The sequence below is a fragment of the Arthrobacter sp. SRS-W-1-2016 genome, assembly GCF_002009585.1.
GTDB lineage: Bacteria > Actinomycetota > Actinomycetes > Actinomycetales > Micrococcaceae > Arthrobacter > Arthrobacter bambusae_A.
Genome location: NZ_MTPV01000067.1, coordinates 26,719 through 40,725, shown reverse-complemented (window position 1 = coordinate 40,725; position 14,007 = coordinate 26,719). Strand labels below are relative to the sequence as shown.

The following is a 14,007-nucleotide window of genomic DNA, read 5'->3' as shown; positions in this document are numbered from 1 at the left end:
GGATTTTTCGCATCCGGCTCACTTCCCGGCCTTCACTTGAAGGACAGTCAAGGCCGCGGCATCCACGGATTTACGGAAGTCGGGATCGGCCTGAGCCCGCTGCAGGACCTGGGCATACATCGCCGGAACTGAAGCGGTATCCGCGCACAGGACCATGGTGCCGCCCGCGCTGATGAAATTCGTCGCCCTGTCCCCCACGCTCCAGGGCGACAGCTGCACGGCGTTGCACAAATCGTCGGACACGATGATTCCGGTGAACCCCGCGTCGGTCCGCAACATGGTGCGCATGATCTCGGACGAAAACGGCGCCGCGTGGTCGGGATCGATCTTGTCGTAGTAGGCGTTCGAAATCATGACCCACCGCAGCCCGCCGTCGATCGCAGCCTTGAACGGCATCAGGTAGGGATCCGTCGGGCTTGTTTCGGTGTCGTGCACGTTCGTGCTGACATCGGTGTTCAGGCGGACACGACCCATTCCCGGAAAGTGCTTCGCCACCGGCGCCACCCCGGCGTCCCGCAATCCGGCCGCCATCGCGTTCCCGTGCTCGGACACCGTAGCCGGGATGAAGCCGTATTCGCGTTTGAAGGCGCCAATGGGCTTATTCGAGGGCGCGAATTCGGGGCTGGGTACCGTATCCAGTACGGGCGCCAGATCGACATTCACTCCGGCCTGCAGGAGCTCCGACCCCCATTGCCGGGCGTCGGCGCGTAGCTGGTCGGGGCTTGAATTGCCCTGGTCCAAGGCTGCGGGAATAGGCGCGAATCCGGGTCCCCTGAGGACTTGAACAGAACCGCCCTCCTGGTCCGTCGCGACGGACAGCGGCAACCCTCGGCTCGCCGCGGGCGAAATGGCTGCCTTCAGCTTTGCCACCACTGATGCAGTCGCCGCAAGGCCTGCCTGGCTGCGTCCGGCCAGATATATGTTGCCCACGTGGTTGTTCAGGAGATCTGCCACGGTGCCGGCATCGCTCCCGTCGGCCTTGGCTGCCACCATGAACAGCTGCCCCACCCTTTGCTCCAGGGTCAAACCCGCGAGCCGCTGTTCCGGCGTCGGATGCGGAGGAATCGGCGGCTCGGAAGGCCCGGCCGGCGGAGCAGGGGCCTCCGGCGATCCCCCTGGAGAGGTCAAAAACCCGGGCGTGGGGGCGGCCTGTGGAGTAGTTGGCGTCGGGGGCGGGTCTCCGAGGGCCCTGACCCCCGGTTCAGGAGTGTCGGCGTGCGCTATACCGGCAAACGCCCCGGCCATCAGGGCGAAGAGAATGAGCAGTGAAGTTCTGGACGATTTGAGCAGATGAATCATCGCCTTGTCGATTCGATCGTTGCCCACAGCCTGCTCCCGCCCGAGCATTACGGGCAAGGAGCAGGCTGCAAAACATGGGAAAAACGCCGTTTACAAGGCCGTGGCCTCCGCGGCCGCCTTAGCTGCGGCCGGGAGTGCGTCGAAGATCCGGTTCATGGCGGCGTCGTCGTGGGCAGCGGACAGGAACCACGCTTCGAAGACCGACGGCGGCAGGTAGACGCCGGAGTCCAGCATGGAGTGGAAGAACGGTGCGTAGCGGAAGACGTCCTGGGCCTGGGCGTCGGCGTAGTTGTGGACGCCGTTGGCCGACGTGCCGAAGGCCACGGAGAAGAGGTTCCCGGCCCGCTGGATCGAGTGGTCCACGCCGGCGGTGTCCAGCGCCGATGAGAGTGCCGCGGAGAGTTCCAGCGAGCGGGCGTCCACGAAGTCGTAGACCTCCGGAGTCGCGTGTGTCAGGGTGGCGACGCCTGCGGCCATGGCCACCGGGTTCCCGGACAACGTTCCTGCCTGGTACACCGGACCAAGGGGCGCTAGGTAATCCATGACGTCGGCACGTCCGCCGAGCGCCGCCGTCGGCATGCCGCCGCCGATGACCTTGCCGAAGGTCAGCAGGTCCGGCATCCAGCCTTCCTGGCGGCCCGTGAGGCCCCAGTAACCCGCGTAGCCGGTGCGGAAACCGGTGAGCACTTCGTCCAGGATCAACAGTGCACCGTGCTCCCGGGTGATGCGCGACAGCCCCGCGTTGAAGCCTTCGCCCGGTGTCACGACGCCCATGTTGGCGGGAGCGGCTTCCGTGATGACGGCGGCGATGTTGTTGCCGTGCGCGGCGAAAGCGGCTTCCACCGCGCCGAGGTCGTTGTACGGCAGGACAAGGGTTTCGGCTGCGGCGGCTTCAGTGACGCCGGCCGAACCGGGCAGCGCCATGGTCGCAAGGCCCGAGCCGGCCGCGGCGAGCAGTCCATCGAGGTGGCCGTGGTAGCAGCCCGCGAACTTCACGATCAGGTTGCGGCCAGTGAAGCCACGGGCCAGGCGTACAGCGGTCATGGTGGCCTCGGTGCCTGTGGACACCATGCGGATGCGTTCGACGGCGGAGACGCGTTCCTTGACGATCGCGGCGAGGTTTGCCTCATCCGGCGTGGACGCGCCAAAGGACAAGCCTCGGTCGACGGCGGCGTGGACGGCGTCAAGGACGGCCGGGTGCGCGTGACCCAGCAGCGCCGGGCCCCATGAGCAGACGAGGTCCACGTATTCGCGGCCATCAGCATCGGTCAGGTACGGACCCTGCGCGGAAACCATGAACTTCGGAGTGCCGCCGACGGATCCGAAGGCGCGCACCGGAGAGTTGACGCCGCCGGGCATCAAGGAGCGGGCGCGGTCGAACAGCTGGTCGGAGACAGGGGTGTTTGAAGTCATGGTGTCCATTCTTTCAGGGATGAGGAGCGGTTCAGGCACCGGCGAGGGCGGCTACCGGGGTTCAGGCTCCGGCAAGCTGCTCGGCCACGAGTGGAGCCACCACGGTGCCGAAGAGTTCGATGCAGCGCATCATGGATTCGTGGGGCAGCGTCCCGTTGCTGTATTTGAGGTCAAAACGGTCCACGCCGAGGTTCCGCTTCAGCAAGACGATCTTCCGGGCAACCGTTTCCGGCGAGCCGACATAGAGTGCCCCCTCAGGGCCGCACATGGCATCGAACTCGCCCCTGCTCGCCGGTCCCCAGCCGCGTTCGGCGCCGATGCGGTTGCGCTGGGCCAGCCAATGCGGGAACAACTCCTCCCGGGCTTCCTCGTCGGTGGGAGCGACGTGCCCGGGCGAATGCGTGGCAATCTGCTGCATGGGGTGTCCATACTTCCCCATTGCCTCGCGGTACAAATTCACCAGCGGGGCAAAGCGGCGCGGTTCCCCGCCGATGATGGCGAAAATGATCGGGTAGCCGTATTGGGCGCAGCGCAGCACCGACTCGGGGGTACCGCCCACGCCGATCCACGTCGGCAACAAGTGGTGTTCCAGCGGCGGAAAGACGCTCATTCCACTCACGTTCGGCCGGGTGCGGCCTTCCCAATGCACCGGCTTCTGCGCCCGGACCTTGTCGAAGAGCTCCAGCTTCTCCTCGAACAGGACTTCGTAGTCGGCCAGGTCCAGGCCGAACAGCGGGAACGATTCCACGAACGAGCCGCGGCCCAGCATCACCTCCGCACGACCATTGGAGAGCGCATCAACAGTGGAGAAACGTTGGAAGACCCTGATGGGATCGTCGGAGCTGAGCACAGTGACGGCCGAACCGAGCTTGATCTGCCTTGTCCGGGCAGCCGCGGCCGCGAGGAACACTTCGGGCGCCGAGACAGCGAAGTCGCGCCGGTGGTGCTCTCCCACACCAAAGGCATGAAGTCCGACGGCGTCCGCCAGTTCCGCTTCCGCCAACAGTTCCCGCAATACCCGGGCGTGCGGTTTCGGACTGCCGTCGGCGTCCACCCCGGCGTCACCGAAAGTGTTCAGCCCGAGGAGGATCTCCGTAGCACCCACCGGGGCCGTCGGAGTGGAAGGGGTTTCGGTCATCAGGACTCCTTGAGCCAGCCGGCAAGCTCGGACGCCCAGTACGTCAGCACCATATCGGCGCCGGCCCGTTTGATGCCGAGCACGGATTCTGTGATGGCACCGCGGCGGTCAATCCAGCCGTTCGCGGCAGCCGCTTCGATCATGGCGTATTCACCGGAGATTTGATAGGCCGCCACGGGGACCGGGCTCATGGCGGCGACGTCGGCCAGGACGTCGAGGTAGCTCATGGCCGGCTTGACCATCACCATGTCAGCGCCCTCTTCGAGGTCGAGTTCCACCTCGATGATGGCTTCCCGGCGGTTTGCGGCATCCATCTGGTACGTCCGGCGGTCGCCCTTGAGCTGCGAGTCCACGGCTTCGCGGAAGGGGCCGTAGAAGGCTGAGGCGTATTTCGCCGCGTAGGCCAGGAGCGCGGTGTTCTGGTGTCCGGCTTCTTCAAGGGCCTGGCGAATCACGGCGATCTGGCCATCCATCATCCCGGACGGCCCCAGGACGTGGGCACCGGCGTCGGCCTGTGCTACTGCCATTTGGGCGTAGATTTCGAGGGTGGCGTCGTTGTCCACGTAGCCGTTGGCGTCCAGGACACCGCAGTGGCCGTGGTCGGTGAATTCGTCGAGGCACACGTCGCCCATGACCACCAGGTCATCGCCCACTTCTGCACGGACGTCGCGGATGGCCTTGTTCAGCACGCCATCGGGATCCAGGGAGGCGGTGCCGCGGGCATCGCGGACGGCGGGAACACCGAACAGCATGATGCCGCTGACGCCCAGCTCCACGGCTTCTGCGGCGGCGCGCTTCAGCGAGTCCGTGGTGTGCTGGACGACGCCGGGCATGGAGCTGATCGGAGCCGGTTCGCTGAGTCCTTCGCGAATAAAGGCCGGCAGGATGAGGTCAGCGGGCGCCAAGCGGTGTTCGGCGGTCATCCGGCGCATGGCGGGGGTGGTGCGGAGCCGGCGGGGCCGGTGGTTTGGAAAGCTCAACTTTCGTTCCCTTCGGTGTCGAATACGGTGCGTAGGGCGGCCACGATGCCGGCGGGTGTGGGTTCCTTGGCGGTTGCCGCAACTGGAATGCCGAGAGCGGCAGCCTCCGCCGCCGTCGAGCGCCCGATCGCAATGAAGCGGCAATCCCGCAGCGGAGCCAGCGAGGCGTGGATGCGGCGTGCAGCGCTGGGTGAAGCGGCGACGACGGCGTGGAGCCGGCCGCCGGAAAGTTCGGCTTTGGCGTCGTCGGGGGTGAGCTCCGGGGCCCCGGATCCGCTTCCCGTGTGCCAGCCGTTCGCAGCCACCAAGGCAGCAATGAGCCTGCGTTCGGGGGCCGCCGGGTAGTCCACGGTGTGGTAGGCCGTCACTGCCTGGACTGCGGCTCCCTTGGCCTCGATCCCCTCCGCCAACGTCGCATCGGCGATGTCAGCTTGGGGCAACAGCACATTGGCCGGGCCTGTCGGCCAGACGGAGACGAGTCCCGCGGCCGACTGGACGTCCTCCGGTGCGAGGTCCACGGGAAGGCCTTCCGCTTCGAGGACCCGCCGGCTCGACGGACCGATCGTCGCGATCCGGACGAAATCCGGAATCAGTTCCTTCAGCTCCAAGCGCCGCTCGGCCGCCTTTTCCTTCAGGGCACGCACCGTGGTGATGCTGCTGACCACCAACCAGCCGTACGCCCCGGCACGGAGGGCGTCCAAAGCGACCTCGAGGGAATGCTGGTCGCGGGCTCGTTCGAAGTCGATCAAGGGCAACAGGAGCGGCTCCGCGCCGGCCTCACGCAGGGCGCTGACGAGGGGGGCGGCACGATCCGGGCTGCGCGTCACAAGGACCCGGGCGCCTTCAAGGACCCGGGCCTCCCCCGACTTCACTGCACTGTGCCGTCCCATGGTCTCCTGTTGGCTCCGGTTATCGGGAAGCTGCAAGATCTGTGATGTCCGCGGCGCCCGCGGAGAGGAGGAGTTCGGCGACTTCGATGCCCAGCAACGTGGCGCCGACCTCAGTGAGGCCGTCGCTGGCCTTTTTCTCGCGCACGGACGCGCTCCCGTCGACGGCACAGACCACCGCTTCCAGATAGAGCATGCTCCCCTTGCGGTAAGCGTAGGCGCCCACGGGCGCAGCGCAGCCGGCTTCGAGGCGGGCCAGGACGGCCCGCTCCGCCGTGACGGCCAGCCGGGTGTCTTCATCGTTCAGTGCGGCCAGGGCCTGTGCGAGTGCACCCTGGGAACCTTCGACCGAGTCGGACTGTCCGGGCGCGTCAGCCGTGCGGCACTCGATCGCGAGCGAGCCTTGTCCGGGCGCTGGAAGCATGACGTCGGTTTCGAAGAACTCCGTCACGACGTCGAGCCTGCTGATCCGTTCCAGTCCGGCCGCGGCGAGGACGACGGCGTCGAGGTCGCCTGGTGAATCTTCCGCGTTGCCGGCGAGCCCCGGAACGCGGCCCAGCCGGGTGTCCACGTTGCCGCGGATGTCCACGACGTCGAGATCCGGGCGGGCGGCGCGCAGCTGGGCGGCGCGACGCGGCGATCCGGTACCGACCCTGGAGCCTGCCGGAAGGTCCGCCAACTTGAGGCCGTCACGGGCGCACAAGGCGTCCCGGACATCGACGCGTTTCGGCGTTGCCGCAATGGTGAGCCCCGGCGCTGCACCCGTGGGGAGATCCTTCAAGGAGTGCACAGCGACGTCGCATGCGTTCTCCAACAGCGCGTCGCGAAGAGCGGCGACGAACACTCCGGTGCCGCCCATCTGGGACAGGGAACCCGTCCGGACATCGCCTTCGGTCTTGATGCGCACCAGTTCGACGGGGAAGCCGCCGACGGCGGCCAGCTGGTCCGCGGCCTGCTGGCTTTGGGTGAGCGCGAGCTTGCTCGCGCGGGTGCCGATCCGAACGGTCATTTCGCGCTTTCTCCTGCGGGGTAGGCATCATGCCCCGTGCCGACCGAGGTGTCCGCACCCGCAATCGTGGGCTTCTCCCCACGGAAGTTGGCGCAGCAGCCCGGACGGCAGATGTCGTACCACGGCCCGAGCCCGGTCATCGCGGGGCGATCGGCGATATTGTTGGCTACCGTCCGCTCGCAAATGAGATCCACCAGGCCGGAGACGAACGTGCGGTGGGTTCCCGGGGTGGGAACGCGGGTCGCGGCGATTCCGAGGTTCTTGCAGGTTTCCAAGGCCTCGGTGTCCAAGTCCCAGGCCACTTCCATGTGGTCGGAAACGAAGCCGAGGGGGACGATCACGACGCCCTTGATTCCCTGGCCGGCCAGTTCCTCGATGGCATCGTTGATGTCCGGCTCAAGCCACGGAACGCTCGGCGCGCCGGAACGTGACTGGTACACCAACGACCACGGAATGGTGAGCCCGGATTCGGCCTCGACCCGACGAACCACCTCGGCGCCGGTAGCCAAATGCTGGGCGACGTAGGCAGAGTCCTGCTCGAACTCGCGGGGCTCGGCGTCCGAACGCCCGGCGGCTTCGGCGTCACGGGTTGGAATGGAGTGCGTCGCAAACAGGATGTGCACCGGAGCGTCCTGGAGACCGGCCGCAGCCAGTTTCTCCTTGACCTCCGCAAGTCCTGCAGCCGTTCCTTCCACGAAGGGTTCGACGAAGCCTGGGTGGTCGAAGTACTGGCGTACCTTGTCCACTTCGAGTTTGCCGTCAAGGCCGCTCTCCGTCAGCGCGATGCCGATGTCCTCGCGGTACTGACGGCAGCTGGAGTAACAGGAGTATGCGCTCGTGGTGACCATCAGCAGTCTGCGGTGGCCGGCGTCGTACGCTTCCTGGAGGGTTTGCGGGATGTAAGGATCCCAGTTGCGGTTGCCCCACAGCACGGGAAGGCTGATGCCGCGCGAGGCCAACTCCGCTTCAAGGGCGGCCTTGAGGTTCCTGTTTTGCTGGTTGATGGGGCTGATCCCGCCGAACGCACGGTAGTGGTGCGACACCTCTTCAAGGCGCTCATCGGGGATGCCGCGGCCACGGGTCACATTGCGCAGGAAGGGAATGACATCGTCCTGGCCTTCGGGGCCGCCGAAAGAGGCGAGGAGGACGGCGTCGTACTCTTTGGGAGCCATGCGTCCGGCCTCGGTGACGTCGTTGACCTCGGTGAGGCTGGCCGGGCCCGTGGAGTGGCGGCCGCTCACGCGAGGACCTCGGCGATCTCCGCGGCGGTGATGCGACGGCCGGTGTAGAACGGGATTTCCTCGCGGACGTGGTTGCGGGCGTCGGTGGCACGCAGGTGGCGCATGAGGTCCACCAGGTCAACGAGTTCGGGGGCTTCGAGGCCCAGGATCCACTCCCAGTCGCCCAGGGCGAAGGAGGACACGGTGTTGGAAATGACCTGGGGGAAGTCGCGGCCGAGCATGCCGTGATCGCGCAGCATCTTGCCACGCTCGTCGGCAGGCAGGATGTACCACTCATAGGAGCGGACGAACGGGTAAACGCACAGCCACGTGCTGGGCTCGACGCCGCGCGCATAGGCAGGAACGTGGTTCTTGGCGAATTCGGCTTCGCGGTGCACGCCCATGGCGGACCAGACGATCTCGGTGCCGGAGAACAGCGCGCTGCGGCGGATATCACGCACGGCCTGCTGCAAGGCTTCAGGCTTGGCGCCGTGGAGCCACACCATGATGTCGGCGTCGGAGCGCATGGCGGAGACGTCGTAGCTTCCGCGAAGGACGACGCCGTCCTCGGCAAGCTTGGCAGCCAGCTGCTCGAAATCCTGAACAGCGCCGGCGCTGCGCAGGACATCGCCCGACCGCTTGAAGACGGTCCACAGCGTAAAGAACTGCTCTTCGGATTCGGCAGTTTTAGTGACAGATTCGGCAGAAGTGTGGCTCATGGTACAAGTCTGCCCCGTGGATGCCGCTAAGTCGAAATGCACCACTTCTACAAGGCGTAGAAGTGGTGCATTTCACAAGACTGCGTCGATCTGCGCGGAAGTGTCGGCAACCACGGCTGCCAGGCCGTTTCCGGCGAGCCACCCGCCCACCACGGACAAACCGTCGGCTTCGGCGCAGATGCGGCGCACCTCGGCAACGCGCTGTTTGTGACCGACTGCCGCGAACGGCAAAGCGCCCTCCCAACGGACAACGTCCCAATCGAGTACGTCTTCCCGGACAATCGGCACGGTCAGCAAAGTCGAGGCGTCGCGGAGCGCAGCCTCGAGCAGAGCATCGTCATTGAGCGAGGCGACGGATTGCGCTGCCACCGATTCAGGGGAGTCCGCCCCCTCGCCGCGCCCATAGGACAGGCGCAGCACGTGCGTTCCAGGGCCTGCTTCTTCCGCCAGCCAGTCCCACTTTGCCGTGGCGTGGGTGAGCGCTTTCGCCTCGATCCCCTCGGTCTGCGGAGCGACAAGAATGCCGGTGCCCCGGGGACGCCGGTCCAGTTCGGGCACGTCCACCACCAAGGTCACCAGGCTCACCAACGGGCCTGCGGCGGGGCGCAGCGCGGACAATTCGGGAAGCGCCTCCTCCAGCAGCCCGACGGCGGCCGGACCGTCGAGCGCCACCACGAGCCGGCCGGCGTCGTACGTTGTGCCCGCGGCGGTAGCCTGCCAACCGCTTTCGGTGCGGGTGATCGAATCCACCCGGGCGCCTGAAACGAGGGCGACGCCCCGCGAACGCAACTCCGCCACGAGGGCGGTGACAAGCGTGTTCATTCCGCCTTCCAAGCCGCCGACGGCGGATCCCGCCTTCGCCGTCCCGCTTCCGTTGCGGTTCGGCACGGCCTCGCGCTGGCTGGCCACCGCCGCGGCCAACGAACCGTGCTGGCGCAATGCCGCACGCAGGCCGGGAGCGACCATGTCGACGTCGAGCAGTCCGGGATCGGCGGAGTGCACTCCCCCGACGACGGGCGCCACAAGCCGTTCGAGCACCCGTTTGCCCATCCGCGCCCGGACCAAGGAGGAGACGCTGGTGACCGCGGCCGAGGTGCCGACGGATGCGGGCAGGTAGCGGTCGAGCGAGGCCCGCAGGGAACCGGCAAAGCCCAAGGACCGCCGGACTTCCGGGTCCCAGGGGTTCGCCGGGATTCCGAGCACTCCGGTTTTCGGCAGTTCCTGCGGGCCGTCGGGCAACTGCACCCAGGCACCTCCTGGATGGGGCGCCACGATATTGCCGCCGAGCCCGAGATCGCGGGCGAGATCGGCCACGGCGGTGGAGCGCGTGGCGAAGGACTCGGCGCCACTGTCCAGCACAAGGCCGCCGACAGTGTGCCTCCCCACGCAACCGCCCCACGCCTCGCCCGCTTCGAGCACCGTGACGGTGATCCCGGCCTTGGCCAGGCCACGGGCGGCGAGCAGGCCGGACATTCCGCCGCCAACGACGACGGCGGCCAAGCCGGCTGCTGAATCTGCGGAAGGTGCATGTCCGGGCTGTGTTTGTGCCCCGCGCATGCCGGCTACCCTGCCGGGATCGAGTGGATGAGTTCCACTACCCGCGTCAGGACGGCGGGATCCGTCTCCGGGGGCACGCCGTGGCCGAGGTTCAAGACGTGGCCCGGGGCTGCGGAGCCGGCTGCGATCACCTCACGGACATGGGCTTCCAGTACCTCCCACGGTGCGGAAAGCAGCGCCGGGTCGATGTTGCCTTGCAAGGGCACCGTGCCGCCCAGCCGACGGTTTGCCTCGTCAAGCGGCAGCCGGTAGTCCACGCCGACGACATCCACGCCGACGTCGCGCATCGCGACAAGCAATTCGGACGTTCCCGTACCGAAGTGGACCAGCGGCGCGCCGAGGTGACGGACGTGGTCAAGGGCGCGGGTCGAAGCCGGAGCAACGTACTTGGCGTAGTCGGCGAGCCCAAGGGATCCTGCCCACGAGTCGAACAGTTGACCTGCCGAGGCGCCGGCTTCCAGTTGTGCCCGCAGGAACATGCCGGAGGCGTCGGCCGCCCAATTGGCCAGGGCGGTCCAGGTCTCCGGATCGGCGTGCATCATGGTGCGCGGACCGAGGTGGTCGCGGGAGGGCTTGCCCTCCACCATGTACGCGGCAAGCGTGAACGGCGCACCGGCGAAGCCGATCAGGGGTGTTGTGCCGAGCTCCGCGACCGTCAGGCGGACGGCCTCGCGGATCGGTTCGAGGGCTTCCCACGTCAGCTGCGGCAGGGCGGCGACGTCAGCTGCGGTGCGGACGGGCTTGTCCAACACGGGCCCTACGCCGGGGACGATGTCCACGCCGACGCCGGCCAGCTTGAGGGGGATGACGATATCGGAGAAGAAGATCGCCGCATCAACGTCGTGGCGGCGAACCGGCTGCAATGTGATTTCGGAGGCGAGCTCGGGGCGCAGGCAGGAGTCCAGCATTGCCACGCCTTCACGGACTTTGAGGTATTCCGGCAACGAGCGGCCGGCCTGCCGCATGAACCACACAGGACGGCGGGACGGCTTGCCTCCGCGGTAAGCCTGGATCAGCGGGGAGTCTGCGGTGCGGCCATCCATCAGCGGGTGGCTTGCATCAAGGCCTGAAGCGGCTGTGCCGGAAATGTCGGTGGCCGACACAGAATGAGGCAGTGCGGAACTGGAAGTCATGCCTTCGATTGTGCCGAAGATCGGGGTCAAAAGATAACGACAGCCTGTCCCGCACATTGCGGGGTGACGGGCATCACTGCCGGCAGTGCGGAGAACCACTGGCGTGCGTTGTTCTACATGGCGCCGAAAAAGCTATGATTGCTTTGCTGTGGTTCTTTTCTCATTGGTGGCTACACACGCCGACATCGATCTTGAGACCGTCGCTCAGTTGAGCAACGGTTCATCCGAGGTTGCCTCGTCCGCTTTGGCCGATTCCCAACTTGTCTCCGGTGCCGTGGTCCTGGCCACCTGCAACCGCTACGAAATCTACGGCGAAACCCCGCACGTCGAGAACCTCGAAGCCGCCCGTTCGGCGCTCGTCACGCAGATCAGTGGCCTGAGCGGACTCAACGAGCAACTCGTCTCGCGCGCCTTCAGCACCCGCACCGGCCCCGAGGTCAGCAGGCACCTCTTCGCCGTCAGCGCCGGGCTGGACTCCGCCGTCGTCGGCGAACGCGAAATCGCCGGCCAAGTGCGCCGCGCCCTCATCACTGCCCAGCACGAAGGAACCGCGAGTTCCGGGCTGGTCCGCTTGTTCCAGGCCGCTTCCAAGACGGCCAAGGACGTGGGGGCCCAGACAGCTCTTGGTTCCCGTGGCCTGTCGATCGTTTCAGTAGCCCTGGACCTCGCCACCGACCTCTCGGAGAACGCCGACTGGAGCACCAAGAAGGTTGTTGTCTTCGGGACCGGGGCCTACGCCGGAGCCACCATGTCGCTGCTGCGCGATCGTGGATGCACCGACGTCTCCGTGTACTCGTCTTCCGGCCGGGCCGGCACTTTCGTGGCGACCCGCGGCGGGACCGCACTCGACGCCGAAACGCTCCCTGCCGCCGTCGCCGCCGCCGATGTCATGATCGGTTGCAGCGGGTCGGACACGCGAGTGGAGGCCGCCGAGCTTGCCAAGGTCCGCGCCCTGTCCACCCAGACGCTCATCGCGATCGACCTCGCGCTCACCCACGACTTCGACCCCGCGGTGGGCGAGCTCGACGGCGTCGAGCTCCTAACGCTCGAATCCGTACGGCTCGCGGCGCCCCAGGAGCAAGCAGAGTCGCTGGCGCAAGCGAGCACCATTGTGTCCGGCGCGGCCGAGGCCTTCGAGCAGGAACGTGAAGCCCGGTCCGTCGATTCGGCCATTGTGGCCCTGCGCCGCCACACGATGAACGTGCTCGACGCCGAGATGGAGAAAGTCCGGGCCCGGCATGGCTGCACCGCTGCGGCCGAAGAGGTCGAGTTCGCCCTCCGCCGCATGGTCAAGCAGTTGCTCCACATCCCCACGGTCCGCGCACGGGAACTCGCCGCCAACGGCCAGCAAGACGATTACGTGGCAGCCCTCGAGGCCTTGTACGGCATCCAGGTGGAGCAGCCGGCCGCGTCACCGGCGTCCTCGTGTCCTGTCGACCACCAACAGGCATCCCAGCAGGCTGAAAGCGCCTAGCCCGCGCGTCCCCTCACAGCCTGGGTGGCGCTGTTCAGGTTCCGTCCTGCAACCCACACAGAGCATGCCCTCCCCCGATCACCAGCACTGGACATAACAGGAATATGTCCGGCTGCAATCACCAAGAATGAGCATGTCCCAAGGCGCTGGTTCGCGAATCCCCGGCCCTACGCGAACGCGTTGACTCCCGTCATTTCTGCGGACACGGCCCACAGCCTTGTTGCGGCTTCCGGATCCACAGCGTGTGCATCCACTCCTTGGTACCGCGCGAGCGGCGAGGCAGGGTCCGTGGGCTTGGCGATATCGCAGTCTTCGCAATACACCCCGCCCATGCCTGCCAGTGCCGGCGAGGTGGCTGCCCACGTAGACGTGGCTGCGCCCTGCTCCGGAGTCTTGAAACCCTCGCGGACGTTGCCTGCGTCGTCCATCCAGCCCGCCGCGACCATCTCTTCCCGCGGAAGGTGGCGCTGGAGCTCGGTCATGATGCCGCCTGGGTGGACCGCGAAGGCCCGTACCCCGGAGGAGCGGCCCAGGCGGTCAAGCTCGACGGCGAACAACGCGTTGGCCGTCTTCGCCTGGCCGTAGGCCTTCCATTTGTCGTAGCCGTTCTCGAAATTGATGTCCTCGAAACGGATGGGCGAGAGTTTGTGCCCGGTGGAGGACAAGGCCACGACGCGGGCCGAACCGGCAGCCGCCAGCGCAGGCCACAGGGAGTTGAGAAGCGTGAAGTGGCCCAAGTGGTTGGTGGCGAACTGGGATTCCCAACCCGGACCCACGCGTTGCTCCGGGCTGGCCATAATGGCTGCGTTGTTGACCAGGATGTCCAGGGTTTCGTTGGATGAGAGGAAACGTGACGCGAAATCCTTCACTGCGTCCTGATCGGCCAGGTCCAAGGCTTCCACGGTCACTTGCTCCGGTGCAAGGCCGGCAGCGGCGAGGACTTCCCTAGCGTGTTCGGGACGCCGGGCCGGAACCGTGACCTTGGCCCCGGCGGAGGACAAGGCCCGCACCGTCTCCAGGCCGAGCCCGGAATAACCACCCGTGACAATTGCGGTCTTGCCGTGAAGGTCCACTCCCGCCACAACGTCCGATGCGGTGGAGCCGTGGCCGAAACCCGATCCGATGGGGTGTTGCGGTGTGGTCATGGATTCCTCGCTCATATCGGGACCTTTCATGTT

12 protein-coding genes are annotated in these 14,007 nt (G+C 66.7%); 1 reads left to right on the top strand and 11 read right to left on the bottom strand.

Annotation, left to right across the window (positions count from 1 at the left end; translation table 11 throughout):
• Positions 1 to 18: 18 nt before the first annotated feature.
• From BMF89_RS17450 to hemE, 10 genes are all read right to left on the bottom strand, one after another.
• On the bottom strand, positions 19 to 1,326 hold the full coding sequence (locus BMF89_RS17450; RefSeq protein WP_253190874.1) for a glycoside hydrolase family 3 N-terminal domain-containing protein: 1,308 nt from the start codon (positions 1,324 to 1,326) through the stop codon (positions 19 to 21).
• A gap of 63 nt (positions 1,327 to 1,389) precedes the next feature.
• Positions 1,390 to 2,712, bottom strand: coding sequence for a glutamate-1-semialdehyde 2,1-aminomutase (gene hemL, locus BMF89_RS17445; RefSeq protein ID WP_078108535.1), 1,323 nt, complete (start codon positions 2,710 to 2,712; stop codon positions 1,390 to 1,392).
• 61 nt (positions 2,713 to 2,773) lie between these two features.
• Complete coding sequence (locus BMF89_RS17440) at positions 2,774 to 3,850, bottom strand: LLM class flavin-dependent oxidoreductase (RefSeq protein ID WP_078108333.1); 1,077 nt, start codon at positions 3,848 to 3,850, stop codon at positions 2,774 to 2,776.
• Entirely contained in the window at positions 3,850 to 4,830 is a 981-nt protein-coding gene (gene hemB, locus BMF89_RS17435) for a porphobilinogen synthase (RefSeq protein WP_078108332.1), read from the bottom strand. Before hemB ends, BMF89_RS17440 begins: the two co-directional genes overlap by 1 nt.
• On the bottom strand, positions 4,827 to 5,720 hold the full coding sequence (locus BMF89_RS17430) for a uroporphyrinogen-III synthase (RefSeq protein ID WP_078108331.1): 894 nt from the start codon (positions 5,718 to 5,720) through the stop codon (positions 4,827 to 4,829). The genes hemB and BMF89_RS17430 overlap by 4 nt, the downstream gene beginning before the upstream one ends.
• Positions 5,721 to 5,739: 19 nt before the next feature.
• Complete coding sequence (hemC, locus tag BMF89_RS17425; RefSeq protein ID WP_078108330.1) at positions 5,740 to 6,726, bottom strand: hydroxymethylbilane synthase; 987 nt, start codon at positions 6,724 to 6,726, stop codon at positions 5,740 to 5,742.
• Complete coding sequence (locus BMF89_RS17420; RefSeq protein ID WP_078108534.1) at positions 6,723 to 7,898, bottom strand: ferrochelatase; 1,176 nt, start codon at positions 7,896 to 7,898, stop codon at positions 6,723 to 6,725. The genes hemC and BMF89_RS17420 overlap by 4 nt, the downstream gene beginning before the upstream one ends.
• A 65-nt stretch (positions 7,899 to 7,963) precedes the next feature.
• Positions 7,964 to 8,665, bottom strand: coding sequence for a hydrogen peroxide-dependent heme synthase (hemQ, locus tag BMF89_RS17415; RefSeq protein ID WP_078108329.1), 702 nt, complete (start codon positions 8,663 to 8,665; stop codon positions 7,964 to 7,966).
• Positions 8,666 to 8,737: 72 nt separating this feature from the next.
• A complete protein-coding gene (gene hemG, locus BMF89_RS17410) occupies positions 8,738 to 10,222 on the bottom strand; it encodes a protoporphyrinogen oxidase (protein ID WP_078108328.1) in 1,485 nt (494 codons plus the stop codon).
• Positions 10,223 to 10,227: 5 nt separating this feature from the next.
• Positions 10,228 to 11,355: a uroporphyrinogen decarboxylase gene (gene hemE / locus BMF89_RS17405; RefSeq protein WP_078108533.1), complete on the bottom strand. Its 1,128-nt coding sequence runs from the start codon at positions 11,353 to 11,355 to the stop codon at positions 10,228 to 10,230.
• Between the two features lie 148 nt (positions 11,356 to 11,503).
• On the opposite strand from hemE, the gene BMF89_RS17400 reads away from it, so the two are divergent.
• Complete coding sequence (locus BMF89_RS17400) at positions 11,504 to 12,829, top strand: glutamyl-tRNA reductase (RefSeq protein WP_078108327.1); 1,326 nt, start codon at positions 11,504 to 11,506, stop codon at positions 12,827 to 12,829.
• A gap of 167 nt (positions 12,830 to 12,996) precedes the next feature.
• Here BMF89_RS17400 and BMF89_RS17395 read toward each other — a convergent pair whose 3' ends face one another.
• The gene (locus tag BMF89_RS17395) at positions 12,997 to 13,989 is read right to left on the bottom strand and encodes an SDR family NAD(P)-dependent oxidoreductase (RefSeq protein WP_216353843.1); all 993 of its coding nucleotides are present in this window, start codon (positions 13,987 to 13,989) and stop codon (positions 12,997 to 12,999) included.
• Between the last annotated feature and the right edge of the window lie 18 nt (positions 13,990 to 14,007).

Bases quoted from the DNA above. Each gene is read 5' to 3' on its own strand.
- hemL (WP_078108535.1), bottom strand. From the start codon at position 2,712: ATGACTTCAAACACCCCTGTCTCCGACCAGCTGTTCGACCGCGCCCGC.
- BMF89_RS17440 (WP_078108333.1), bottom strand. From the start codon at position 3,850: ATGACCGAAACCCCTTCCACTCCGACGGCCCCGGTGGGTGCTACGGAG.
- BMF89_RS17430 (WP_078108331.1), bottom strand. From the start codon at position 5,720: ATGGGACGGCACAGTGCAGTGAAGTCGGGGGAGGCCCGGGTCCTTGAA.
- hemC (WP_078108330.1), bottom strand. From the start codon at position 6,726: ATGACCGTTCGGATCGGCACCCGCGCGAGCAAGCTCGCGCTCACCCAA.
- BMF89_RS17420 (WP_078108534.1), bottom strand. From the start codon at position 7,898: ATGGCTCCCAAAGAGTACGACGCCGTCCTCCTCGCCTCTTTCGGCGGC.
- hemQ (WP_078108329.1), bottom strand. From the start codon at position 8,665: ATGAGCCACACTTCTGCCGAATCTGTCACTAAAACTGCCGAATCCGAA.
- hemG (WP_078108328.1), bottom strand. From the start codon at position 10,222: ATGCGCGGGGCACAAACACAGCCCGGACATGCACCTTCCGCAGATTCA.
- hemE (WP_078108533.1), bottom strand. From the start codon at position 11,355: ATGACTTCCAGTTCCGCACTGCCTCATTCTGTGTCGGCCACCGACATT.
- BMF89_RS17395 (WP_216353843.1), bottom strand. From the start codon at position 13,989: ATGAGCGAGGAATCCATGACCACACCGCAACACCCCATCGGATCGGGT.